The sequence below is a fragment of the Kitasatospora sp. SC0581 genome (assembly GCF_048159585.1).
Lineage (GTDB): Bacteria > Actinomycetota > Actinomycetes > Streptomycetales > Streptomycetaceae > Kitasatospora.
On sequence record NZ_JBLRWA010000029.1, the window covers coordinates 60,532 to 83,077 of the forward strand.

Annotated in this window: 22 protein-coding genes; 10 read left to right on the top strand and 12 right to left on the bottom strand. The window is 73.7% G+C overall.

Annotated elements, in window-relative coordinates; all coding sequences use genetic code 11:
- Positions 1–107: 107 nt before the first annotated feature.
- Positions 108–1,514 carry a dihydrolipoyl dehydrogenase gene (gene lpdA, locus ACLWS4_RS30630; RefSeq protein ID WP_074003526.1) on the bottom strand — a complete coding sequence of 469 codons (1,407 nt, stop codon included), beginning with the start codon at positions 1,512–1,514 and terminating at the stop codon, positions 108–110.
- A gap of 266 nt (positions 1,515–1,780) precedes the next feature.
- Positions 1,781–3,436, bottom strand: a complete 1,656-nt coding sequence (locus tag ACLWS4_RS30635; protein ID WP_416875824.1) for a M28 family peptidase — start codon at positions 3,434–3,436, stop codon at positions 1,781–1,783.
- A 153-nt stretch (positions 3,437–3,589) separates the two neighbouring features.
- Here ACLWS4_RS30635 and ACLWS4_RS30640 point away from each other — a divergent pair, with 153 nt between their 5' ends.
- Positions 3,590–3,766 (top strand): antitoxin, encoded by a 177-nt coding sequence (locus ACLWS4_RS30640; RefSeq protein WP_049656309.1) that lies wholly within the window; start codon positions 3,590–3,592, stop codon positions 3,764–3,766.
- A 54-nt stretch (positions 3,767–3,820) separates the two neighbouring features.
- Here ACLWS4_RS30640 and ACLWS4_RS30645 read toward each other — a convergent pair whose 3' ends face one another.
- Positions 3,821–3,985: a hypothetical protein gene (locus tag ACLWS4_RS30645; RefSeq protein WP_416875825.1), complete on the bottom strand. Its 165-nt coding sequence runs from the start codon at positions 3,983–3,985 to the stop codon at positions 3,821–3,823.
- 75 nt (positions 3,986–4,060) lie between these two features.
- Here ACLWS4_RS30645 and ACLWS4_RS30650 point away from each other — a divergent pair, with 75 nt between their 5' ends.
- Both ACLWS4_RS30650 and ACLWS4_RS30655 read left to right on the top strand, forming a co-directional pair.
- Positions 4,061–4,651 (top strand): TetR/AcrR family transcriptional regulator, encoded by a 591-nt coding sequence (locus ACLWS4_RS30650; RefSeq protein WP_416875826.1) that lies wholly within the window; start codon positions 4,061–4,063, stop codon positions 4,649–4,651.
- Positions 4,648–6,138 carry an MFS transporter gene (locus tag ACLWS4_RS30655; RefSeq protein WP_416875827.1) on the top strand — a complete coding sequence of 497 codons (1,491 nt, stop codon included), beginning with the start codon at positions 4,648–4,650 and terminating at the stop codon, positions 6,136–6,138. Before ACLWS4_RS30650 ends, ACLWS4_RS30655 begins: the two co-directional genes overlap by 4 nt.
- Before the next feature lie 32 nt (positions 6,139–6,170).
- Here the strand turns inward: ACLWS4_RS30655 and ACLWS4_RS30660 are convergent, their stop codons facing one another.
- A complete protein-coding gene (locus ACLWS4_RS30660; protein ID WP_416875828.1) occupies positions 6,171–6,698 on the bottom strand; it encodes a DinB family protein in 528 nt (175 codons plus the stop codon).
- Positions 6,649–8,055, bottom strand: a complete 1,407-nt coding sequence (locus ACLWS4_RS30665; protein ID WP_416875829.1) for an MATE family efflux transporter — start codon at positions 8,053–8,055, stop codon at positions 6,649–6,651. The genes ACLWS4_RS30660 and ACLWS4_RS30665 overlap by 50 nt, the downstream gene beginning before the upstream one ends.
- Before the next feature lie 183 nt (positions 8,056–8,238).
- Here ACLWS4_RS30665 and ACLWS4_RS30670 point away from each other — a divergent pair, with 183 nt between their 5' ends.
- From ACLWS4_RS30670 to ACLWS4_RS30695, 6 genes are all read left to right on the top strand, one after another.
- The gene (locus ACLWS4_RS30670) at positions 8,239–8,793 is read left to right on the top strand and encodes a PadR family transcriptional regulator (RefSeq protein WP_416875830.1); all 555 of its coding nucleotides are present in this window, start codon (positions 8,239–8,241) and stop codon (positions 8,791–8,793) included.
- A 364-nt stretch (positions 8,794–9,157) separates the two neighbouring features.
- Complete coding sequence (locus ACLWS4_RS30675; protein WP_416875831.1) at positions 9,158–10,030, top strand: class I SAM-dependent methyltransferase; 873 nt, start codon at positions 9,158–9,160, stop codon at positions 10,028–10,030.
- Between the two features lie 807 nt (positions 10,031–10,837).
- Positions 10,838–11,794, top strand: coding sequence for a PhzF family phenazine biosynthesis protein (locus ACLWS4_RS30680; RefSeq protein ID WP_416875832.1), 957 nt, complete (start codon positions 10,838–10,840; stop codon positions 11,792–11,794).
- 343 nt (positions 11,795–12,137) lie between these two features.
- Complete coding sequence (locus ACLWS4_RS30685) at positions 12,138–12,953, top strand: isocitrate lyase/PEP mutase family protein (RefSeq protein ID WP_416875849.1); 816 nt, start codon at positions 12,138–12,140, stop codon at positions 12,951–12,953.
- On the top strand, positions 12,950–13,297 hold the full coding sequence (locus ACLWS4_RS30690; protein ID WP_416875833.1) for a hypothetical protein: 348 nt from the start codon (positions 12,950–12,952) through the stop codon (positions 13,295–13,297). The genes ACLWS4_RS30685 and ACLWS4_RS30690 overlap by 4 nt, the downstream gene beginning before the upstream one ends.
- Positions 13,298–13,389: 92 nt before the next feature.
- Complete coding sequence (locus tag ACLWS4_RS30695; RefSeq protein ID WP_416875834.1) at positions 13,390–14,439, top strand: bile acid:sodium symporter family protein; 1,050 nt, start codon at positions 13,390–13,392, stop codon at positions 14,437–14,439.
- Here ACLWS4_RS30695 and ACLWS4_RS30700 read toward each other — a convergent pair.
- From ACLWS4_RS30700 to ACLWS4_RS30730, 7 genes are all read right to left on the bottom strand, one after another.
- Positions 14,405–14,842 carry a hypothetical protein gene (locus tag ACLWS4_RS30700; RefSeq protein WP_416875835.1) on the bottom strand — a complete coding sequence of 146 codons (438 nt, stop codon included), beginning with the start codon at positions 14,840–14,842 and terminating at the stop codon, positions 14,405–14,407. The two genes, ACLWS4_RS30695 and ACLWS4_RS30700, sit on opposite strands and share 35 nt — an antisense overlap.
- A 68-nt stretch (positions 14,843–14,910) precedes the next feature.
- Entirely contained in the window at positions 14,911–15,612 is a 702-nt protein-coding gene (locus ACLWS4_RS30705) for a DUF402 domain-containing protein (protein WP_416875836.1), read from the bottom strand.
- Positions 15,609–16,451 carry a hypothetical protein gene (locus ACLWS4_RS30710; RefSeq protein WP_049652491.1) on the bottom strand — a complete coding sequence of 281 codons (843 nt, stop codon included), beginning with the start codon at positions 16,449–16,451 and terminating at the stop codon, positions 15,609–15,611. Before ACLWS4_RS30710 ends, ACLWS4_RS30705 begins: the two co-directional genes overlap by 4 nt.
- The gene (locus ACLWS4_RS30715) at positions 16,448–18,283 is read right to left on the bottom strand and encodes a GMC family oxidoreductase (protein WP_416875837.1); all 1,836 of its coding nucleotides are present in this window, start codon (positions 18,281–18,283) and stop codon (positions 16,448–16,450) included. Before ACLWS4_RS30715 ends, ACLWS4_RS30710 begins: the two co-directional genes overlap by 4 nt.
- Positions 18,280–18,774: a hypothetical protein gene (locus ACLWS4_RS30720; RefSeq protein ID WP_388049743.1), complete on the bottom strand. Its 495-nt coding sequence runs from the start codon at positions 18,772–18,774 to the stop codon at positions 18,280–18,282. The genes ACLWS4_RS30715 and ACLWS4_RS30720 overlap by 4 nt, the downstream gene beginning before the upstream one ends.
- 233 nt (positions 18,775–19,007) lie before the next feature.
- On the bottom strand, positions 19,008–20,105 hold the full coding sequence (locus ACLWS4_RS30725) for a TIGR03617 family F420-dependent LLM class oxidoreductase (RefSeq protein WP_416875838.1): 1,098 nt from the start codon (positions 20,103–20,105) through the stop codon (positions 19,008–19,010).
- A gap of 91 nt (positions 20,106–20,196) precedes the next feature.
- Positions 20,197–20,835, bottom strand: coding sequence for a TetR/AcrR family transcriptional regulator (locus ACLWS4_RS30730; RefSeq protein WP_387971324.1), 639 nt, complete (start codon positions 20,833–20,835; stop codon positions 20,197–20,199).
- A gap of 128 nt (positions 20,836–20,963) precedes the next feature.
- Between ACLWS4_RS30730 and ACLWS4_RS30735 the strand changes: the two genes are divergently transcribed.
- Complete coding sequence (locus ACLWS4_RS30735) at positions 20,964–22,505, top strand: carboxylesterase/lipase family protein (protein WP_049652502.1); 1,542 nt, start codon at positions 20,964–20,966, stop codon at positions 22,503–22,505.
- The last annotated feature ends 41 nt before the right edge of the window (positions 22,506–22,546 follow it).

Consider the following 22,546-nt stretch of genomic DNA (forward strand, 5'->3'; position numbering starts at 1 on the left):
CGGCCACGGGGCCCTTTCCAGCACCCCTGGCCCTTGGGCGGAACCGCGCCGCGCCCCCGCCGAGCGGTCGCTCGACGGGGGCGCGGCGTGCGCTCGGGGAGGGCGCGTCACATGTTGATCATGTGACCGGCGAGGCCGTGGATGGCCTCCTTGACCGCCTCGCCCAGGGTCGGGTGGGCGTGCACGTTGCGGGCGACCTCGTGGACGGTCAGGTCCCACTGCTGGGCCAGCGTCAGCTCCGGCAGCAGTTCCGTGACCTCGGGGCCGATCAGGTGGGCGCCGAGCAGCTCGCCGTGGGTGCTGTCGCTGATGACCTTGACGAAGCCGATCGGGTGGCCGAGCCCGTGCGCCTTGCCGTTGGCGGTGAACGGGAACTTGGCGACCTTGACGTCGTAGCCCAGGTCGCGGGCCTGCGCCTCGGTGTAGCCGAAGGAGGCGATCTGCGGCTGGCAGTAGGTGGCGCGCGGGATCATGGCGAAGTCGACCTCCATGGTCTCCGCCCCGCCGATGGTCTCGGCGGCGATCACGGCCATCGTCTCGGCGGCGTGCGCGAGCATCAGCTTGGCGGTCACGTCGCCGATCGCGAAGATGTGCTCGACGCTGGTGCGGCCGCGGCCGTCCACCGCGATGGCGTTGCGGTCGGTGAGCTTGACCCCGGTGTTCTCCAGGCCGTAGCCGTTGACCCTCGGCGCGAAGCCGATCGCCTGGAGCACCTTGTCGGCCTCCAGCACCTGCTGCTGCCCGTCCTTGGTGACGGTGACCCGCACCTTGGCGTTCGGGTCGCTGTCGTCGATCGACTCGACCCGGGTGGAGGTCAGCACCTCGATGCCCAGCTTGCGGTACTGCTTGGCCAGTTCGGTGGAGACCTCGACGTCCTCCAGCGGCACCACGCGGTCCAGGAACTCGACGATGGTGACCTTCACGCCGTAGTTGTGCAGCACGTAGGCGAACTCGACGCCGATCGCGCCGGCGCCCGCGATGATGATGCTCTCCGGCAGCTGCTCGGTGAGGATCTGCTCCTCGTAGGTGACCACGCGGTCGCTCAGGCTGGTGCCGGGCAGCAGGCGGGTGGTGGCACCGGCGGCGATGACGCAGTGGTCGAAGGTGACGACGTCGAAGCCGCCGCCGCTGAGCGCCACCTGGAGGGTGTGGTCGTCGACGAAGGTGCCCCAGCCGTCGTACTCGGTGATGCCGTTCTTCTTCATCAGGTAGTGGACGCCCTTGACCCGGCCGTCGGCCACCGACCGGCTGCGCCGGAAGGCCTCGCCGAAGTCGAAGGTCACCTGGCCCTCGACCTTGATGCCGAAGGTCTTGGCCTCCTTGGTGAAGATGTGGGCGAGCTCGGCGTTGCGCAGCAGGGCCTTGGAGGGGATGCAGCCGACGTTGAGGCAGACGCCGCCCCAGTACTTGGCCTCGATGACCGCGACCTTCAGCCCCAGCTGGGCCGAACGGACGGCGGCGGTGTAGCCGCCCGGGCCCGCGCCGAGGACGACGACGTCGTAGTGCGTGCTCATGTTGCTGACTCCTCCGAGGGTGTCACGGTGTCGTGATCTCGGTCCCATGGTGTCAGGACCGTGCTCGGCGCACCCACCGGGTCTCGGCGGATGCGCCCCGCGCGGCACCGTACCGGCCCGCGGCCGGATTTGTCAGTGCTCTCCGCTACGGTGACGGCACCCGTGGCCACCAGGGGCGATGACGGAGGGAGGTCCCGGATGGAGCAGTCGCGTACGGCGGTCGGGTGGGCCCGCCGGCCAGGGGTGGCGGTGGGCCCACCCGGGCGTCAGGCCGCCACGCCGTGGGAGCGGTCGCCGTTGGTGCCGCCGATACCCGTCGCGCCCGCGCCGGCGCCGGGCGCCGCCTTCGCAGCCGGGCGCTGGGCCGGGACGGGCCGGTGCAGCGAGGAGAGGTCCCAGGCGTAGGTGCCGACGGCGTTCGCGATCACGTCGACGTTGACGTCGAAGGCGCCCATGTCGATGTTGCCCAGGTTGTCGCAGGCCTTGTGGTAGCACGGGTCGTACGCGACGCCGGCCGTGCCGCCGTAACGGGCCGCCTGCTCCGGGGACTTGACCTTCTCGGCACCGGTGTCGGTACCACCGGCCGGGATGCCCGCGTCGATGAACGGACCGTAGTCGGAGCGGCCGTCGAAGGCGGTCGGGTCGTGCGGCAGGCCCCGGCCCTCCAGGTAGCCGTTGATGTCCCGCTCCAGCTGGGCCGAGCCCTCGGGGCCCGCGTCCCCGCCGGCGCTGCCGGAGCCGTTGTAGACGAACTGCGCGTAGTTGGGGGACGCGATCATGTCGAAGTTGAGGTAGAGGCTGATCTTCTTCTTCTCCGCGTCGGAGAGGGAGGTCACGTACTTCTCGGCGCCCTTGAGGCCGAACTCCTCGGCCGACCACCAGGCGAACCTGACCTTGTTCTTCACCGGGTGGACGCTGAGGTTCTTCGCGACCTCCAGGATTCCGGCCGTGCCGGAGCCGTTGTCGTTGATGCCCGGCCCCTCGGGGACGGAGTCGAGGTGCGCGCCGACCATCACGGTGTGGTTCGGGTCGCCGCCGCGGGTCTCGGCGATGACGTTCCAGGTCTTGCGCTGCTCCATGAAGGTGCGGATGTCCAGGGTCACCCGGACGGGCCCGGCGGCGGCCTGGGCGGCCAGCGCCTCGCCCGCGGCCTCGGTGATCCCGCCGGTCGGGATCCTTCCCGCCGTCGGCTCGCTGAGCGTCCCGTTGAGGCTGCCCTCGGTGTTGTTGTAGATGATCGCCCCGGCCGCCCCCGCGCCGGCCGCGGCGGCCTGCTTCTCGGCGAAACTACACCCGCCGCGCCGGATCAGGGCGATCTTGCCGGTGAAGGCGCCCGCCGGGTAGTCGGCGGGCGTGCAGCCGGTGGTGGCACCGACCGGAGCGACCGCCAGGTCCGCGGTCAGGCCCGCCTCCGGACCGCTCACCGAGTACGTCATGGCGATCACCGGCACCGACTCGGCCTTCGGGGAGACCACGTCGAGGTGCTCGGAGCGGGCCTCGAAGTAGGTGTAGACGAACTCCTGCTTGGACACGTTGAGTCCGGCCCGCCGCGCCTGCTCGTAGACGTACTGCGCGGACTGGTCGTGCCCCTTCGAACCGGCCGGCCGGGTACCGCCGTTGCGGTCCGCGATCAGCTGGAGCGCGGCCAGCGTGGCCCGGGCGTCCCGGGCGCTGCTCGCCTCGACCAGCCGGGAGGCCAGCTTGGCGCCCTTGCGCGCCGGGTCCGGGTCGGCCGAGGCGCTGCCGGCGCCGGCCAGCAGCAGCGGGGCGACCAGGGCGGCGACGGTCAGGGCGGCGCCCGCACTCCGCCGGGTGACGGCGGTTCGCGGGCGTCCTGGGGAGGTGGTGCGGTCGTACGGGGTGGAACGGTCGAGCGGGGTGGAACGGTCGAGCGGCGAGGTGGAGCGACGGGTGCGCAGCATCAGGGCGACTCCTTCCGACGGGCCGTGAGGGTCATGATTGGACATGATCGGAATCCCGTTGCCAAGCCTTTACGCACACCTTGCGGGATGCGGACCGCAGCGCACGCGGCGATATTGGAGGGGTGGGGGCGTCTCATCCAGGAGTGTGACCAGATGTCCATGATGGATAAGCTCAAGAGCCTGCTGAAGGGCCACGAGGACCAGGCCGACAAGGCCGTCGACAAGGCGGGCGACGCCGTCGACCAGCGCACCGAGGGCAAGTACAGCGGGCAGGTCGACGCCGCCCAGGAGCAGCTCAAGAACCAGTTCCGCGACCAGCCGCCCCAGTAGCGGCGGCTCCGCGGGGCGCCGGCCCGGCTGACCCCGGCCGGGCCGGGGTCGGTCTCAGTTGCCTGACCCGTCGTCCTGCGCGTCCGCACCGTCCGTGCCGTCCGCGCCGCAGTTCTCGCAGCTGCCCGGGCCGGTCCGCTCGCGCAGCCGTCCGCACTCCGGGCACACCCGGTCCAGCCAGCAGGCCGGCTCGCCGCCTTCGTCCACGTGATCGGTCACGCGATCGATTCTGCCCGGGCATCGGTGCGGCCGCGAGTAGACACTGTCTACGCGCAGCTGGTAGACAGTGTCCTCATGACCGAACAGGAGCAGGACCTGCGGGCCCGACTGGTGGCCGCCGGCGTCGAGTTGGTGGCCGAGGGCGGCGTCCAGGCGCTCGGCCTGCGCGAGATCGCCCGCCGCGCCGGGGTCTCGCACGGCGCGCCCCGCCGCTACTTCCCCACCCACCGCGAACTCCTCGCCGCCATCGCCCAGCAGGGCTTCGGCAGGCTCACCGACACCCTCGCGGGCGCCGACGCCCTCACCGCCGCCACCGGCGCCGTCGCTCGCACCCGCCTCGACGCGCTCGCCCGCGCCTACCTCGGCTTCGCGGCCGCCAACCCCGGCATGTTCGAGCTGATGTTCCGTCACGACCTGCTGGAGGGCAGCGGCATCGAACTCCGCCGCACCACCCTGCCGCTGTTCCTCACCTTCGTCGGCCTGGTCACCGAGGTGCACCCGCAGTCCGACGATCCTGCCGCCGCCACCGCCGCCCTCTGGTCCAACCTGCACGGCCTCGCCCAACTGCGCACCTGGGGCAGCCTGCGCCTCATCACCGGCGACGACTCCGTCGAGCCACTGCTGCGCGCCACGCTGGACGCCCACCTCGGCCCCTCCGCCCGGTGAACCCGCCACGGCACCACCGGGGGCTCATCCTGGCCGCGAGCATCACTGGCGCCGTCCTGGTCGCCGTCGACGGCACCGCGCTGACCGTCGCCCGGCCGGCCCTCCAGCACGACCTGCACGCCTCCGTCGCCGCCGTCCAGTGGGCCAGCACCGGCTATCTGGTCACCGTCGCCGCCCTGCTGGTCTTCGCCGGCCGCCTCGGCGACCGGTACGGGCACCGGCGGGTCTTCGCGCTCGGCGTGACCGGCTTCGCCGCCGCCTCGCTCGGGATCGCCGTCGCCCCCGGCATCGGCTGGGTCGTCGCGCTGCGCGTCCTGCAGGGCGCGGCCGGCGCGCTGCTGCAACCGGCCACCCTGGGCATGCTGCGGGCCGCCTGGCCCGCCGACCGCCTGGCCGGCCCGATCGCGATCCGCACCGCCGCCATCGGGCTCGCGGCGGCGGCCGGACCGCTGGTCGGCGGCGCACTGACCGCGCACCTCGGCTGGCGGTCGGTCTTCCTGCTGGGCCTGCTGCCCGCCGCGGCCGCCCTCCTCGCGGCCCTCGCGGTACCGGCCGGAGCCGGATCGCCCGGCACCCGCTCCCCGGCCGCCGGGCGCGGCAACCGGCACGGCAGCGAGCACGACGGCCCGCACGGCAGCCGGCTCGACCTGCCCGGCGCGGCCCTGCTCGCACTCGCGCTGGCCCTTCTGGTGCAGAGCCTGGTGACGCTGCCGGACACCGGCCGACCGCTCGTTCCGCTGCTCGGCCTCACCGTGGCCGGAGTCCTCGCCCTCGTCCTGGTACGCCACGAACGCCGGACCACCAACCCTCTGCTGCCGCCCGCGCTGCTCCGCTCTACGGCCGTCGCGCCACCCCTGGTCGTCCTGCTCGCCGCCTCCGCCGCGCTCCAGGGAACGCTCTTCCCGGCCACCTACTACCTCCAGGACGTGCTCGGGCTCGACCCCCTGCGGAGCGCCCTGCGGGCGGTGCCGCTCGTGGTGACGATGATCCTCGCGGCGCCCGGTTCCGCCTGGCTGGCGAAACGTCACGGCGAGCGGGCGGTGGTGCTGCCGGGAATGGCCCTGATCACCACGGGAGCGCTGCTCACGGCACTTCTCGGCACCGGCACCGGCACCGGGACGCTCGCGATCGGCGGCTGCTTCGCGCTGCTCGGCACCGGCTTCGGTGCGGTGATGGCCACCGCCACCACGATGGTGGTCCGGGGCGCGGCCGCCGCCCGGGCCGGGGTCGCGGGCGGCCTGCAGCAGACCGTGCTGAACATCGGCCCGGCGCTGGGCATCGCCCTGGCCACCGCCGCCGCCGGCCGTACGGACCCCGGCGCGGCGCTCGCGCCGTCCGCGCTGACCATGGCGGCGGTGGCCGGCGCGGGGACGCTGGTCGCCGCGCGGCTGACCGGACGGGCGGCCGGACCGACGGCCGGTGGGGCTGTCGGCCGGGCCGCCGGTCCGGCGTCGGGCGCGCGGCCGGAGTCCGCCGGCCGGCGCTGAGCAACGCCCGTGCCGTCAGACCCCGGTTTGGTTCACACCCCGGTGGCGCCGTCGACGGACTCCCTGAGCAGGTCGGCGTGGCCGTTGTGGCGGGCGTACTCCTCGATCAGGTGCACCAGGATCCAGCGCAGCGAGACGCTGTCCGCGCCGATCACCGCGGCGATCTGCGGGGAGAGCGGGCCGGCCGCCTCCAGCGGCTTGTCCGCAGTCAGCTCCCGGCCCCGGTCGACCTCCGTCTGCCAGTCCCGCAGCGCCTCGGCCATCCCGCGCGCCGGGTCCAGCCCGTAGCCGTCGGCGTTGTCCGCGCCGTACACCGGCGGGACGTCCTGCCCGGCGAACACCCGCTGGTACCAGGTGCGTTCGACCTCGGCGAGGTGCTGAACCAGGCCCAGCAGGGTCATCGTGGACGGTGGGACGGACGCCAGCCGCACCTGGTGGTCGTCGAGGCCGTCGGCCTTCCGGGCGAGCGTGGCCCGCTGGAAGTCCAACCAGTTCTCCAGCGTGGTGCGTTCATCGGTGTGCGGGGGCGGGATCGGCCGCCCGTCCGGGGTGTGTGCCATGGCCCCCACCCTGGCACACACCACCGACAGTCCCGCGCGGACTCCGCGACCGTGTCAGTGTGGCGAGCAGCGCGAGCTGCACGGCCGCGCCCACCGCAGGCCCGAGCCACACCCCCGACACCCCCAGCGGCCCGGACAGGGCCGCCGAGGCGGCGAGTTGGGTCCCGAGACCGAGCAGGACGGAGACCACCAGCGGGCGCCCGGCGCCCGCCGCCTGGTGCACTCCGCCGACCGCCACCACCAACGCGTACGGCAGCAGGTAGAGGGCCGCCGAGCGCAGGAAGCCGACGGACTCCGCGGCCACCGCCCGGTCCTCGGTGAAGAGCGCGGTCAGCGGCACGGCGAGCGTGACGGCGAGCACCGCCGCCACCCCACCGAGCAGCGCGGCGAGGCGTCCGGTGGCGCGGCGCAGGGTGTGCAGCGCGGCGACCTCTCCCGCACCGGTCAGCCGTGCCGCCTCGATCGCGGCGGCCTGGCGCAGCGCGTAGAAGGCCATGGTGGCGACGAGCAGGACGCGGTAGCCGAGGCCGTAGCCGGCCACCGCCGCGACGCCGAAGCCCGCGACCAGGCCGAGTTGGGCGGTTCCGACGGCCATCCGGGCGGTGAAGTCCAGACCGAACGGTGCGCCCGCGCGCAGGATCCGTACCGCCGCCGCGCCCGCTCCCCCGGTGCCGCCGGGGTCCTGCGGCCGCGGTTCCTCGCGTCTCACCGGCTTCCGCAGTCGCCGCCCGCGCCGCACTCGCAGGGTGACGGCGAGGGCGATCGCCCGGGAGAGGACCAGGGCCAGGGCGGCGCCCGGCACGCCGAGGGCGGGCAGCGGCCCCGGGCCGAGGATCAGCAGGGGGTCGAGGAGGAGCAGCAGCGCGTTGGAGAGCAGGGCGATCCGCATCGGGGTGCGGGTGTCGCCCGCGCCCTTGAACAGCTCGTCGGCGACGCGCTGGCCGACGAAGAGCGCGAAGGCCGGGAACGCGACGGCGAGGTAACCGGCGGCCTGTTCGGCGGCTTCGCCGTCCAGGAAGGCGCCTGCCAGCCGGTCGCGCAGCAGGAAGCCGGGGACGGCGAGCGCCACACTGACAGCGGCACAGAGCCGCCAGGCCGCGCGGGTGGTCCGGGCGGCTTCGGCGTGGTCGCCGGCACCGAGGGCGTGGGAGAGCCTGACGCTGGTGCCGGAGGCGACCACCAGGACCAGGCCGAGCAGCAGGTTCTCGACGGTGCCGGCCAGGGTGACGGCGGCGACCGCGGCCCCGCCGAGACCGGCCACCCAGAGGGCCCCGATCACCGAGGCGATCACCCCGGACAGCAGTTCCGCGTAGACGGGTACCGCCAATGCCCTGAGTCGGCGCAACTGGCCGCGCATGCCCTTTCCCCTTCCCCTGTGGTGCTCGTACGTGACCGGGCCAGCCCCGGCCCGCCTCGGCTCTCCTCGATCGGCTGCGGCCCTCTCGACCCGCCTCGAATAGAGATACATCGTTTCGAGGCACATCGACAAGAGGTAACATGACGACTCCACAGGGCGCACTCCGACCGAAGGGCTCCAGCCGTGTTGACGCTCGCGATCCTCGGTTTCCTGTACGACCAGCCGCTTCACGGCTACGAGCTCAAGTCCCGGATCACCGGACTGACCGGTCATGTCCGACCGGTGAGCGACGGCGCGCTCTACCCCGCCATCGCCCGGCTGGAGAAGGCCGGACTGCTGCACCGCCGCACCGAACCGGGCAGCGGCGCCGCACCGCGGCAGACGCTGGAGCTGACGGCGCAAGGGCGGGCCGAACTGCTGCGCCGACTGGCCGACCCGGAGCAGGCCGAGATCACCGACCAGATCCGCTTCTTCACCGTCACCACGTTCCTGCACCATCTCGCCGACCCGACCCGGCAGGCCGCCGTGCTCCGCCGCCGACTGGCCTTCCTGAACGCCCCGAGCAGCTTCTTCTACGACGGGACGGGGCAGCCGGTGACCGCCGAGCGCGAGCCGAACCCCTTCCGGCGCGGGATGCTGCTCGTCGCCCGGGCCTCCACGGCGGCCGAGCGGGCCTGGCTGTCCGAGACCGTCGCGGAGCTGGAACGGCCGGGCGGGGCGGAGCTCTCGGAAGGCTAGGTCCTCTCTTTCGGATCACGTCGGATCAGCGTGCGGCGTCGGAGTGCGTGCATCGCAAGGCGGAGGAGGGAGTCCATGCGGAGCATCGGCGACCGACGACAACGCGGCGAGGTGCGTGCTCCGACGTCGTGCGCCCGGCATGATCCGAAAGAGAGGGCCCAGGCCGACCAGGCGATTCGGGAGCGAAACGAAGGCGTGAACCCCTGCCGAACGGCAGAGCGAAGAGCCGGATTTAGGCCGTTCCGCATCTGGCTCTCCCCCGCCCCGGCGTCGCTATGATGATCCGCCTCACGTCCTCGGCGTCCCCCTCCGCGGGCGTGACCCGCCACCGCGCCCCGCCGTCCCCCTGGAGGCCGCCGTGCCCATGTCCGAGACCGCGGTCGAGGCCGCAGTCCACTCCGCGCCGCTGAAGCGGGACGACATTCCCGGCTGGTTCTTCAGCCTCGACCGGGCCGCCTTCAGCCACCTGCTGTCCGCCCAGACCGCGGCCGGCGTCACCGGCGACATCCTGGAGCTCGGCAGCTACCTCGGCCGCAGCGCCGTCCTGCTCGGCGACCACCTGCAGCCGGGTGAGCAGCTGACGGTCTGCGACTTGTTCGACTCCGAGGCGGGCGACGCCGACAACGCCGCCGAGATGAACATGTCCTACCGCAAGACCCTCACCCGCAGCGCCTTCGAGGCCAACTACCTCGCCTTCCACGGCGAGCTGCCCGAGATAGTGCAGGCCCCGACCTCGGTGCTGGCCGACGGCCGCGTCCGGGCGGACAGCTGCCGCTTCGTCCACGTCGACGCCTCCCACCTCTACGAGCACGTCGCCGGGGACATCGCGGTGGCCCGGGCCGCGCTCGGCGAGAACGGCGTGGTCGCCCTGGACGACTACCGCTCCGAGCACACCCCGGGCGTCTCCGCCGCGGTCTGGGAGGCGGTCTTCACCGGCGGACTACGGCCGGTCCTGCTCACCCCGATGAAGTTCTACGGCACCTGGGGCGACGCGGCGGCCGCCCAGGCCGTCCTGCGGGAGCGCGACTGGCCGGCCGAGGGGTACACCGTCGACGAGGACACCATCGCCGGCGCCCGGGTGATGCGCCTCAACTACCAGGTCAAGGGCCCGATCCAGCGCTCCACCTCACGGCGGCTCGCCCTGGAGCTCCTGCCCCCGGTCGCGACCAAGGCCACCCGCCGGATGCTCCGGACACTGCGCGAACGCCGCGCCGCACCCCCGCTCCCGCGCGCCTGACCCTCACGCGCCGGGGCCCGCACCTCACCGGCCGGGCCCCGGCGCCGGCTTCGCCCCGTACACGGCCCTGTTCCCCCGAAGCCACGGCGAAGCGAGAAACAGTGCTCTGCAGTCAAAGCGGCACTCGGCCCGGGACAGCGAGGCGGGCACCGGGGACTTGGCCGACCTGGAGGACGGCGAAGTCGATGTGGGCCTGTTCGACGGCTTCGGGGCACACCTCGCGCTTGGCGTGCTCGGCCGGCGCCCGGTAGATGCTCGCGACGGAGGGGTTCCGCCCCTTCCGCTTGCTGGCGGGGATGATCAGGCCGGGCTGGATCTGTTCGACCGACCGCCGCCCGCGCGGCGCCGCAGGACGGTGTGCACCGTGTCGTCGGTGATGACGGGCGGTCGACCGCTGTCCTTGCCCTTGCGGGCCACGGTGTGCCCTTCGAGGGTGGACGCGCGGAGTGGGCGGTGCGGACGTCCGCGCTCGGCGGGTCCGGATCGGTCGGCGCACTTCGGAGGGGCTTGCCGGCAGGGGTCCGGCACCCCGTGATCGATCCTGCTCTCGCACTGGACCGTTCGCGAGAAGGCAACTCTGGTGGACACTTAGTCCAGGCTGGATATAACGTCCAATCCATGAGGAGCCCTGACGCACGCACGGATCCGCGCGTGCAGACCTGGGCGCCCTGGACTCGGCACTCGCCTCGGCCGTCCTCCACGAACCGACCCCGCCGGTCCGATGATCACCATGCTCAATGTCGACCCCGGCAGCCACGGACGACAGCCCAGCCGACGACAGCAGAGCCACTCGAAAAGAGAACCGCGATGACGACCCACTCCGCCGGCACCCCTGCGCTCCCCACACTCGCGAGCGACAACTCGACCGTCTCCGGCGATGACGGGTGCGTGAAATTCGAACTGGTCGAAGTATTCGGGAATGAGCCGCTGACCGGAGGGCCACTCGGAGTGGTCACGTGCGCTGCCTCATGTGACGATGCGCTGATGCAACGCCTGGCGGCCCGCCTGGCCATGCCCGAAACCGTCTTCCTGCGCCGGGATGACGAAGGAGAGGTGGAGGTGCGGATCTTCACCCCCTACGTCGAGCTGGACTTCGCAGGTCATCCCCTCGTGGGAGCAGCCGCAGTGGCGGTGCGGCAGGGCCTGGCCCAGCCCGGCCGGGTGGCGCTGCGCACTCGGGGCGGAATCGTTCACGCGCAGGTGGGGCCGACAGGGGAAAGTGCCGTACTGGAGGAACGGGCCTGCCAGGTGGGTCCGCCCGTCGTTCCGGATCTCGTATGCGAAGCGGTTGGGCTCGCTCCGGACGCGGCAGCAGGGCCCGTGAGATTGGCATCGGCCGGGCTCGGGTTCGCCTGCCTCCCGGTGAGCGCCGCCGATCTGGAGTCGGCCGAGGCCCTGCCGCACAGGGTTGCGGCGCTCGCCGAGAGGATGCCCGGACTGGCCGGCGTCTTCGGGGTGGCAGTGTTCGTTCCGCAACTGCCCGAAGTCCGCGCTCGGGTCTTCGTTCCCGAGCCGGTTTGCGCGGAAGATCCCGCCACAGGCTCGGCCGCACTGGCAATGGCCGGATGGCTGGCGCACACGGGGCCGATCGACAAGCCCCTGGTGTTCGACATCGTCCAGGGCACCACCGAACTCGGCTTCTCCAGATTGCGGGTGGAAGTCCGCAGGAATGCCGATGGGGGCATATTCGCAAGCGTCGGCGGCGGGGTACGCACCTTGCTGAAAGGGCAGCTCATGACAGGCAAAATGGTCGACCGGGCCTGAGAACCGCTCGCCCGGCGATTCACGTGACGGCAGTCGACTCCGACAGCCCTGCCTCCGGGGCGCCGACCCCGGCCACCCTGCTGGAGCGTCACAGCATTTAGCCGATATGCATATCAGCATCTTTCATATCTTCGACATTTCTTCACTCTCGCGAGTGAATCTCACTTAAAGATTTGCCCACGGAACCTTAAAGAGCGCATAGTGATGACACCTCAGTTCGGTCTGGTAAGCACCAAGTTCAGGCAAAGTCATCCCCAGTGAGGAGAAGACCTTGTTCCACGGAAACACGGCAACGGACAGCCCCGGGCAGCGGCTGCGCGCGGAGATCGCGGGCCCGGGGGCGATGCCGCTGATCGGCGTCTACGACATGTACTCGGCCTCCATCGCGGCCGAGCACTACGACGGCATGTTCGTCTCCGGCTTCGGCTTCGCGGCCTCCTACTACGGGCTGCCGGACATCGGTTTCATCGCCTGGCCCGACATGGTGGGCTTCGTCGAACGGCTGCGCGGGGCCTTCCCCCGGCACCACCTGCTGGTCGACATCGACGACGGCTACGTCGATCCGGAGGTGGCCTGCCACGTCGTGCGCAAGCTCGAACGGATCGGCGCGTCGGGCGTGATCCTGGAAGACCAGAAGCGGCCGCGCCGCTGCGGGCACGCGGACGGCAAGCTGGTGCTCCCGCTGGAGGAGTACCTGGAGAAGCTGGAGCTCGTCCTCGCCAACCGGACGGACTTGGTGGTGGTCGCGCGCACCGACGCCACCGAGGAGGCCGACATCCTGCGCCGGGCCCGGGCGCTCGCCGCCACCGACGCCGATGTGGTGCTCGTGGACGGCGTGCGCAGCGAGGAGTGGATCCGCCGGATCCGCCGGGTGGTCGGCGACAAGCCGCTGCTGTTCAACCAGATCGCGGGCGGCAAGTCGCCCCGGCTGTCGCTCTCGGAGCTGTCGGCCCTGGGGGTGGACGTGGCCATCTACAGCACCCCGTGCCTGTTCGCCGCGCACCGGGCGATGGACGAGGCGCTGTCCGAGCTGAAGAGCGCCGACGGGCGGCTGCCCACCCCGTCCGGGGGGCGTGAGCAGGTCGGCGTGCGGGAGTCCACCGAGCTGCTGGAGCGGAACATCGCGCGCCCCAGGGGGCTGATGGCGGTGACGGCATGAGGGCCGGGCAGCTCAGGCCGGCCCGGCCCTCGCCCGCCCGGCCCTCGTCGGCCCAACCCTCGGCGGCCGCCGCCCTGCGGGCCACCGCGCTGGGGCTGGCCGGGGCCTGCGCCCTGCTCGCGGGGGCCGCGGCGCCCGCGGCCGCCGGCGGCGGGCTGATCACGGTCGTGGACAACTCGAACGCCGACTCCTGGCTGGAGATCGACCGGACGGCCAACCTCCAGAACGGCAGCGGCTCCGCGGGCAGCGACCACGACGGCGCCGGCTCGCTGGTGGGCGGCCTGCTCGGCCCGGGATCCTCCTCCGGGCCCGCCCTCCGCCCGGTGACGGGAGGCGGCCCGTGACCGACGGCCTGGCGCGCCCGGAGCAGCCACCAGGGCTCCGGGCGCGCGGGGAGCGGCCCCGCGGGGCAAAGGCGCTCGAGGTACGGGCGCAGATGCAACGCGGCTCCGGGCCCCGCTCCCGAAGGCTTCTGCCGCGCTGGCTGGACCCGTACATGGCGGCGCTGGCCGGGACGGTCGGGCTGGCCGCGCTGTTCCCGGCCTCCGGTGCCTCGGCACGGGTCGCCGAAGTGGCCTGCGACCTCGCGGTGGCGCTGCTGTTCTTCCTCTACGGCGCCCGGCTCTCCACCCGCGAGACCCTGGCCGGGCTGCGCCACCTGCGGCTGCACGGGCTGGTGCTGGCCACCACCTTCGTCCTCTTCCCGCTGCTCGGCGTGGCCACCGCGCTGCTCACGCCCGTCCCGCTCACCGGGCCGTTGCAGACCGGGGTGCTGTTCCTCTGTCTGGTGCCCTCGACGGTGCAGTCCTCGGTGGCGCTCACCGGCGCCGCCGGAGGCAACGTCCCGGCGGCGATCTGTGCCGGCACCTACTCCAGCCTGGCGGGCCTGGTGCTGACGCCGGTGCTGGCGGCCTGGCTGCTGGGTTCGCACACCGAGCTGTCCGCCGACGGGCTGCTGCGGATCGGGCTGCAGCTGCTCGCGCCCTTCCTGCTCGGGCAGGTGCTGCGGCCGTGGCTCGGCGGTCCGCTGTCCCGGCACAAACGGGTGCTCACGCCGGTGGATCGCGGCTCGATCCTGCTGGTCGTCTACACGGCGTTCAGCGCGGCGGTGTCCCAGGGCATCTGGGGCCTGGCCACCCCGCTGGCACTGCTCGGGCTCCTCGCGGTACTGCTCGCCCTGCTCGCCGCCGCCCTGGCGGCCACCGGGCTCGGTGCCCGGCTGCTGGGGCTCGACCGGTCGGCCACCGTGGCGGCGGTGCTCTGCGGTTCGCAGAAGAGCCTGGCCAACGGCCTGCCGATGGCCACCGTCCTGTTCGGAGCGCAAGCCGGGCTGATGGTGCTGCCGCTGATGCTCTACCACCAGCTCCAGCTGATCGTCGGCACGGTCCTCGCCGGTCGCTGGTCGCGGGCGGCGGCGGGCGGCGCGGCGCCCGGCTCGGTCCCGCCCGCGCTCACCGGTCCGGGCGCTCCGCCAGCGCCCGGGTGATCCCCCGGCGCAGCCTGGCCGAGGCCCCGGGCTGTCGGCCGAGCGGGCGCAGCCGCTCGGCCGACAGCTCCGGTCGGCGGGCCAGCTCCAGGACGGCCGCGTACGGGCGGTCGCCCTCCCGCAGGCGGTCCCCGACGAGATCGACCAGGCCGTCCAACGCCTCGCCCGTGAGGGCGGGGTGAGCCGCGAGCAAGCGAAGGAGGCGATTGTCGTTCCACACCTGCTGCCGGCGCCCGGCCAAGGCCGCCAGCAGGTCGGTGGGGGCGGCCGGGTTGTCGGCGATCGCGTGCCAGACGAACGGGTACTCGCCAATGGCCAGTCGGCGCAGGACGTCGGGATTCGAGGTCCGTTCGGCGAGCCGCCGGTAGTCGCCGCCGTCCTGCAGGTGCTTGAGCGCCTCCATGTCGTCCGTCGTGTCCGTCGTGTCCGTCGTGTCTGCCCCCTCGCCGTCCTTCGTGCAGGGGCGCGACCCTAACCGTCCGCCGATCCGCCCTCATCCCACTTGCCGGCGGGGGTGCTGAGGGCGGTGGCCGGGAGGGTGGGCAGCGGTCCCTCCGGCGGGAGCGTCCAGGCGTCCGGGTCGGCGGCGAACGGGCCGCTGCGGTCCCGGAGCTGGGCGAGGGCGAGCTCCCGGGCCCGGTCCAGTTGCCGGTGGGTGGCCTCGTCAACGACGCCGAGGCGCCGGGCCTGGGCGTACTCGTCCTCGTCCTTCCAGCTGTACGACGACAGATCGGGGGTGATCACGAGGTCCAGGAAGAGGTCGAGGGTGTCGATGCCGATGGCCGTCCGGCGGTACGGGCGCTCGAAGTTGACGTACCAGCGCAGCGGCCGGCCGTCGGGGGTCAGGAAACGGTGCACGCTGAACGGCACTCCGGCGGTGAAGCGGCTGAGCACCACGGTGTCGCGCCAGGTCCAGTGGTCGAGTTCCCACCGGCCGGAGGCAAGGTCGTGGACGCAGTCCAGGCGCAGGGCGTCGTCTCCGGCGTGCGCGGCGACGGTCCAGCTGGCCGGGGCCAGGCTCTCCGTCCCCGGGCGGGCGGTGAGGGTCAAGACGTCGCCGTCGTCCGCGAGCACGGTGTAGGGCATGGCCGACCAGACCCGGCCGTGGGCGACGTCCCGCCGTACGGCGGTGCTGCCCGGGGCGAAGACGGGAGCCGAGCCCGGGGCCGTCACCGGACGTAGTAGGCGCGGTTGTGGGCGGCGACCGGCGGGGACTGGTAGGTCCAGACCCCGGCCGCCGGGGCGTCGGCGATCAGGTGGGCGAGGTCGCGGGCGGACTCCTCGGCGGGGTTGCCGAGGTCGAGCCGGACGCGGTCGGCGGTGCGGTCGTCCAGCGCGTAGTAGCGGTAGGGCTGGTAGACGTTGAGCGGTCCGGCCAGCAGCTTGCCCTCGTCGTCGGTGCCGTAGCCGGTGATCGGGGTGTTGTTGACGGACTCGGGGGTGAGGCCGACCAGGTTCACGTCCAGGGCGAGGAGTTCCTCGTCGTGGCGGCTCAGCCCGTCCGGCCCGAGGGCGGCCCGACGGCAGGAGACCGACCAGCGTTCGCGCACGTCGGGCGCGTTGAGGGAGGGCAGGGTGGTCTCGAACCAGCCCGGGTGCTTGGGCTCGGCGTACAGCCGGCGCCCGGCGTCGATGGCGAGCGGGTTGTCGCAGAGCACGTGCAGCCGCGCGATGCCGAGCAGCTTGGTCTGGTCGTAACCCCGGGCGTACTGGCCGTAGTTGACCACCGGCATCCGCTCCTCGGCGAAGACCGGGTGGGCGATCAGGTTGATCTCCAGCTCCTGGGTGATGCCGCCGCCGTTCGGATACTGGGCGAAGTAGAGCTGGAAGTTGAGCGAGACGCAGGCCCCGCCGTCGAAGGCGGCGACGCTCAGCCCGGGGTGGCGCTTGGCGAGCAGTTCACTCGCCCGCGCACGGTCGACCAGGTAGTCGACACCGACGTTGTGCAACGCACCGTAGTGGAAGGGCAGGTGGTACGGCTCCGGTACGGGCGGCAGCGGCAGGCCGGTCATGAGGGCTCCGAGGACGAGGAGGACGGCGAAGGGGACGACGCGGGTGAGAACACGGGCGGTACGGGGACACGGCTGGCGGCCGGGGGCGCCACCGCCGCCGGGCGGTGCAGCTCCAGCAGGTCGCGGTGCATCCGCTCGGCGCTGCGCAGCGCGAGGGCGGCCATGGTGAGCGAGGGGTTGGAAGTGCCGAGGGAGGGCATCGACCCGCAGCCGACGGCGTACAGGTTGGGGTGCTCCCAGCACCGCTGCCAGTGGTCGACCACCGAGTTGGCGGGCGAGTCGCCCATGATGTGGGTGCCACCGGCGTGGCCGGCGCCCCGGTAGCCGTGGACGGTTCCCCGGTGTTCGAGCCGTCCCGGCCATCCGGCCGCCGGGTAGGCGGTGTGGTCCTCGGCGCCGAGCAGCGCGAACAGCTGGTCGGAGACGGCCCGGGCCGAGGCCATGCCCTCGCGGACGTACTCGGAGACGTCGTAGCGGATGGCCGGGCTCGGCAGGCCGAGCGGGTCGCGCCGGTCCCGGTCGAGGGTGACCCGGTTGGCCGGGTCGGCGGGCTGCTCCAGCTCGAACTGGAGCGAGAACTGACGGCCCAGCCGGTCGCCGAGCCGCTCCCGGAGCTCCTTGCCCCGGAGGCCCGCCGCGAGCAGCGACGCCGCCTCGGCCTCCGGCGCGCCGCCCGCCCAGGACCAGCCCCAGTTGCCGATCTCGATCCGGAACGGTGCCCGGCGGTCCCGCCCGGGCCCGAAGCGGAACGCCTCCAGGCCGCTGGTGGAGCCGGGCCCCCGGTAGGGGCCGACCGGTCGGGGCATCAGCCCCCAGGTGAGCAGGGCCGGGTGGTCCATCAGGTTCCGGCCGACCTGGTCGCTGCGGTCGGCCAGACCGGAGAGGAGCAGCAGCCGGGCGTTCTCGATCGCGTGCGCGGCGAGGACGACCAGGTCCGCCGTCACCCGGTGGGTCATGCCGCCCGCGAGGTACTCGACTTCCCGGGCCCGCCCGGTCTCCGGGTCGGCCAGCACCCGGCTGACGACGGCCTCCGTGCGCAGTTCGACCCCGGCCGCCCAGCGGGCCTGGGTACGCATCGGGGTGTACTTGGCGCCGCTCGGGCAGGCCGGGACACAGCTGGAACTGCCCGCGCAGAGCGGCCCGTCGGCGGAGCCGGGCCTGGTCGGCACACCGTTGCGGGCGTGCGGGGTGGCGGTGACAGCGAGCCGGGCGGGGCCGCGTACGGCGGGGTCGCGGACGGTCCGGCCGTCGAGGGCCCGGGCCAGCTGCCGGTCGAGGTAGCTGGCCGGGATGGCCCGCATCGGGAAGTCGTAGCCGTCCGGGATGGGCAGTCCGACGGCACGGCGCTGCTCCTCGGCGTCGGCGGCGACGCCGAGTTCCCGTTCGGCCTCGCGGTAGTGGGGTTCCAGGTCGTGGTAGCCGATCGGCCAGTTGCGGCCGTGGCCGAGGTCGCCGGTGCGGAAGTCCTCGGGGTGCATGCGCGGGGTGAGTCCGGTCCAGAGCAGCCCGGTGCCGCCGTTGGCGCGCAGGTAGCCGCTGGCGTAGGGCAGCGGCCCGTACTGGCGGAGGTGGCCGGTGGCGGTGAAGCCGCCGTCCGGGTTCCCGGTGAGGTCGGTGACGTCGGGTGACGGCGCCTCGGGGCTGTGCGGGTAGGGCGAGGTGGGCGGTCCGCCGCCGGCCGCGCGGTGGGCGGTGGCGGCCTCGGCGCCGGTGGGCGCGGCCCGTCCGGCCTCCAGGACGAGGACCCGCCAGCCCTGTGCGCCCAGGCGGTGGGCGACCAGTGTCCCGGCGAAGCCCGCGCCGACCACGACGGCGTCCCAACGGGCGGTCACCGGCCCTCACCGCCGTTCTCCGGTGCCACTGCCCCGGTGCCCCGCGATGCGGTGCCTCCCGATGTCCCGGCCCCGCCCAGGATCTCCGCCCCTCCCCGGACCTCGGGGCCCGGAACCTCGGCGCCCCGGGGCGCGCCGGCCCAGCTGCCGTGCCCGGGGGCGGCGGCGCCGGGCGGGACGGCGTGGAAGGTCCGCCAGACCAGCCCCTGGTCGTGGGCGCGGGCGGAGGAGGGCGCCTCGCCGGGCCAGGCGCCGACGTACCAGAGGTGGACCAGGGCGTGCTCGTCGCGGACCCGGTGGGCCAGCGTGGTGCGGTGGTGCTCGTCCGCCATGCCGGTGGAGCGCAGCTCGGGCACGTCGAAGCCGGTCAGCTCGGCGCAGACGCGGAGGAACTCGTCCGGGTCTGCCAGGGCGTCGACGTACGCCTTCGCTCCCGGGTCCCAGCGCTCCGCCAGGTCGTAGTCGGCCGGACGGTTGTCGGACACGGACACGCGGACACCCCCACGATCGGCAACGGGTGGCCGAGGCATGACAGGCCGTACGGCGCAACGGTCCGTACGGCACGACAGGCCCCGCACAACGCGGCAGGTCCGGGGCCGCCGGTCCTCGCGGGGACGGCCCTGCCTGCCACCGCGATCCTGCCGCCCGCCCTCACCACCGGAAACGCGTTGCACGAATCTGCCCGGACTTCATCACCCTGTGCCCGGTCGGCCGTCCATCCCGATCATCCGGCGTCCGCTTCCGGTCGGCCCAGCGCCCGCACCGCCGCCAGGACGTCCAGGCCCAGCTCCGGGTCGGCGTCCTCGGGGAGGCTGACGGACAGCCGGGTGACCAGCCCCGCGTAGCGGCGGTGGATCTCCCCCGCGACCTCCTCGACCGGACCGCAGACCGCGAAGGCGTCGAACACCTCGTCGTCGATCAGCGCGGCCATCTCCGCCCAGCGCCCGCGAACCGAGTGGGTGTGCAGCTCCTCCTGGAGCCCCTCCCAGCCGTGCTGCGCCAGCACCGGGCGGTAGGCCGGCGTGGAGGCGTAGAACGCGAGCCGCTCGCGGGTGGCGGCCCGGTTGGCCGCCAGCTCCTCCTCGGTGCGGCCGGTGGCGGTGAGCACGTTGCCGACGATCTCGAACGGCCGCTCCGTCCACGCAGCGCCCTCCGCCTCGGCCCGGGCCCGTTCCTCGGTCAGGCCCGGCAGCACCTGCTCGGCCAGGTAGGCGGTGGAGGAGAACGGGTGGCTCAGGAAGCCGTCGGCCACCGCCCCGGCGGTCCGGGTCATCAGCGGCCCGACGCCCGCCAACAGGATGCGCGGCACCCCGGACGGGACCGGATCCGGCGAGAACACCGGCGTCATCACCGTGTGGGTGTAGAACTCGCCCCGGAAGCGCAGCCGTTCGCCGGTCTGCCAGCTGTGCCAGATCGCCCGCACCGCGTGCACGTACTCGCGCATCCGGGCGGCCGGGCGGTCCCAGGGCATCCCGAAGCGCTTCTCGATGTGCGGCTTGACCTGCGAGCCCAGCCCGATGACGGCCCGTCCGCCGGAGGCCGCGTGCAGCCCCCAGGCCTGGTAGGCGAGCGTCATCGGGGTCCGCGCGAAGGCCACCGCGATGCCGGTGGCCAGCTCGATCGACTCGGTCCGGTCCGCCGCCCGGGCGAGCTGGAGGAACGGGTCGTACGCGGTCTCGGCGACCACCAGCCGGTCCATGCCCCGGCGTTCGGCCCGCTCGGCGGCGTCCAGGATGCCCGCCGGGTGTCCGGAGGCGGTGGCGTCGAGGCGCAGGGCGGCGGGTCGGAGGGCGGCGGGTCGGAGGGCGGCGGGTCGGTCCATGGCGGTGCTCCTGGTCGCGGGCGGCGGTGCTACCCGGGTAGCCTGCCACGCCCCGCCCCGGGCCCCCGGGCCCGGACCGACCGCCGCCCCCTCACCGACCGCCGACGGCACCGCCCGCACCGCCCGCACCACCCGGCGCCGCGAACAGCCGGTCCAGGTGCCGGTCGACGGCCGTGAGCACGGCGGCGGGCTCGACCACGTCCAGCTCCAGCAGCGTGGTGAACCCGGTGAGCGCGAGCAGCAGGTCCGTCTCCACCACCGGGTCGCGGTCGGCCGCGAGCTGCCCGTCGGCGATCGCCTGCCGGACGATCCGCTCGACCATCGCCCGCCCCTGGAGCAGTCCGCCGCGCGCCCGCGCGTGGACCTCCTCGTCGTGCAGCGCCTCCAGCACGTAGGCGGCGCTCATCCGGCTGGTCGCCCGCGCGTCGGCGTGCAGGGGCAGCAGCTCGACCAGCATCGCCCGCAGCACGTCGCGCGGGTGCGGCCGCTCGCCGAGCTCCGCCAGTGCCCGGCCGACCCGCAGCCCGCTCTGCTCGCCGGCGAAGTCCATCGCGAAGGTGAGCATCTGCGCCCGGGAGCCGAAGTAGTGCTGGAGCTGCCCGAGCGAGATGCCCGCCTCCTGGGCGACCTCGCGCATCGTCAGGTGCGTGGCGCCGCGCCGCTCCACGACCCGCCACAGCGCGCGGGCGATCGTCTCGCGGCGTTCCCGGTGGTCGACCTGCTTGGGCATAGGCGGCGGCTCCTCGGATTCTCCCCGCGGGCTGCGGAGGCCGCGGACCCTGCGGGATCTTTTCCATACGCTTGACATAATACATCTGACCTATAACGTGGGAAGCCTTCCGAGGGAGGAGCGTCCACATGTCGGAGCAGCCCGTCATCCGCACCACCGAAGGACTCGTCCGCGGCCGCTGGGAGCCGCGGCGCGAGCCGGAACAGCACTCGGAGCAGCACCACGAGCAGCGGGGCGGCCGGGAACTCGCCGTCTTCCGCGGCATCCGCTACGCCCAGCCGCCCGTCGGAGCCCTCCGCTTCGCCGCCCCCGCCGCCCCCGAGCCGTGGGACGGCGTCCGCGAGGCCGTCGCCTTCGGCCCCGTCGTCCCCCAGTCCGGGCCGATGCCCGCCGGGTCCGGCGAGTCGTCCGAGGACACCGACTGGCTGACGCTCGACGTCTGCACGCCCGATCCGGGCGCGGCCGGGCTGCCGGTCCTGGTCTGGATCCACGGCGGCGGGTTCATGTCCGGCACCGCCGGCGACCCGCTGTACGACCCGACCGCCCTGGCCTCCGCCGGGCTGGTCGTGGTGGCCGTCAACTACCGCGTGGGCGCCGAGGGCTTCGCCCTGCTGGAGGGCGCCCCGGCCAACCGGGCCTTCCTCGACCAGATCGCCGCCCTGCACTGGGTGCGGCGCAACATCGCCCGGTTCGGCGGGGACCCGGCCCGGGTGACCGTCGCCGGGCAGTCCGCGGGCGCCGGCTCGGTCGCCGCCCTGCTGGCGATGGACCCGGCCCGCGGCCTGTTCCGGCGGGCCGTCGCCCACTCGGTGCCGGGCAACCACTGCACCCCCGCGCTGGCCGCCGAGGTCACCGCCGAGCTCGCGAAACTGCTCGGCACCGTCCCCACCGCCGCCGCGCTGGCCGAGGTGCACCCCTGGCGCCTGGCCTCGGCGGTCACCGAGCTGAATGCCGCGCTGCCGGACCACGTCGCACGCTGGGGCCGACTGGCACGGAGCGGCATCGCCACCGTCCCGGTGGTCGACGGCGAGGTCCTGCCGGGCTCCCCGTGGTCGGCGCTGACCGCCGGCGTGGACCTGCTGGTCGGTCACACCCGGGACGAGTTCCGGCTGTTCAGCGTCCTCAGCGGCCGACACGGCGGCTTCACCGAGGAGGAGGCGCGGCGCATGCTGAAGGCGTTCGCGCCGACGCCGGGCGGCCCGGACGCCTACCGGTCCGCCCTCCCCGGCGCGACGCCCTCCGAACTCCTCGAAGCCGTCGGCTCCGACGCCCTGTTCCGGGTGCCGTCCCTCCGGCTGGCCGAGGCCAACGCGGCCGCCGGCGGCACCTCGTACCTCTTCGAGCTCGCCCTGCCCGCCCCCGCCCTCGGCGGCGTCCTCGGCGCCTGCCACGGCCTGGACGTACCGCTCGCGTTCGGCAGCCTGGACAGCCCGACGGCGCGGCAGTCGCTCGGCGACCCGCCCCCGCCGGAGGCCGTCCGGGTGTCGGCGGAGCTGCGCCGGGCCTGGGTCCGGTTCGCCACCACCGGCGACCCGGGGTGGCCCGCCTTCGATCCGGACCAGCAGCTCACCCGCGTCCTGGACGCCCGCTCGGAGACCGTCCGCTACCCGGAACAGGCCGCCCGCCGGATCTGGGCGGGGCACCCCCTCACCGCCTACGACCTGCACTGACGGCGGCCCGGCCGGGCGGGGAGCCCGAGGGCGGGCACCGA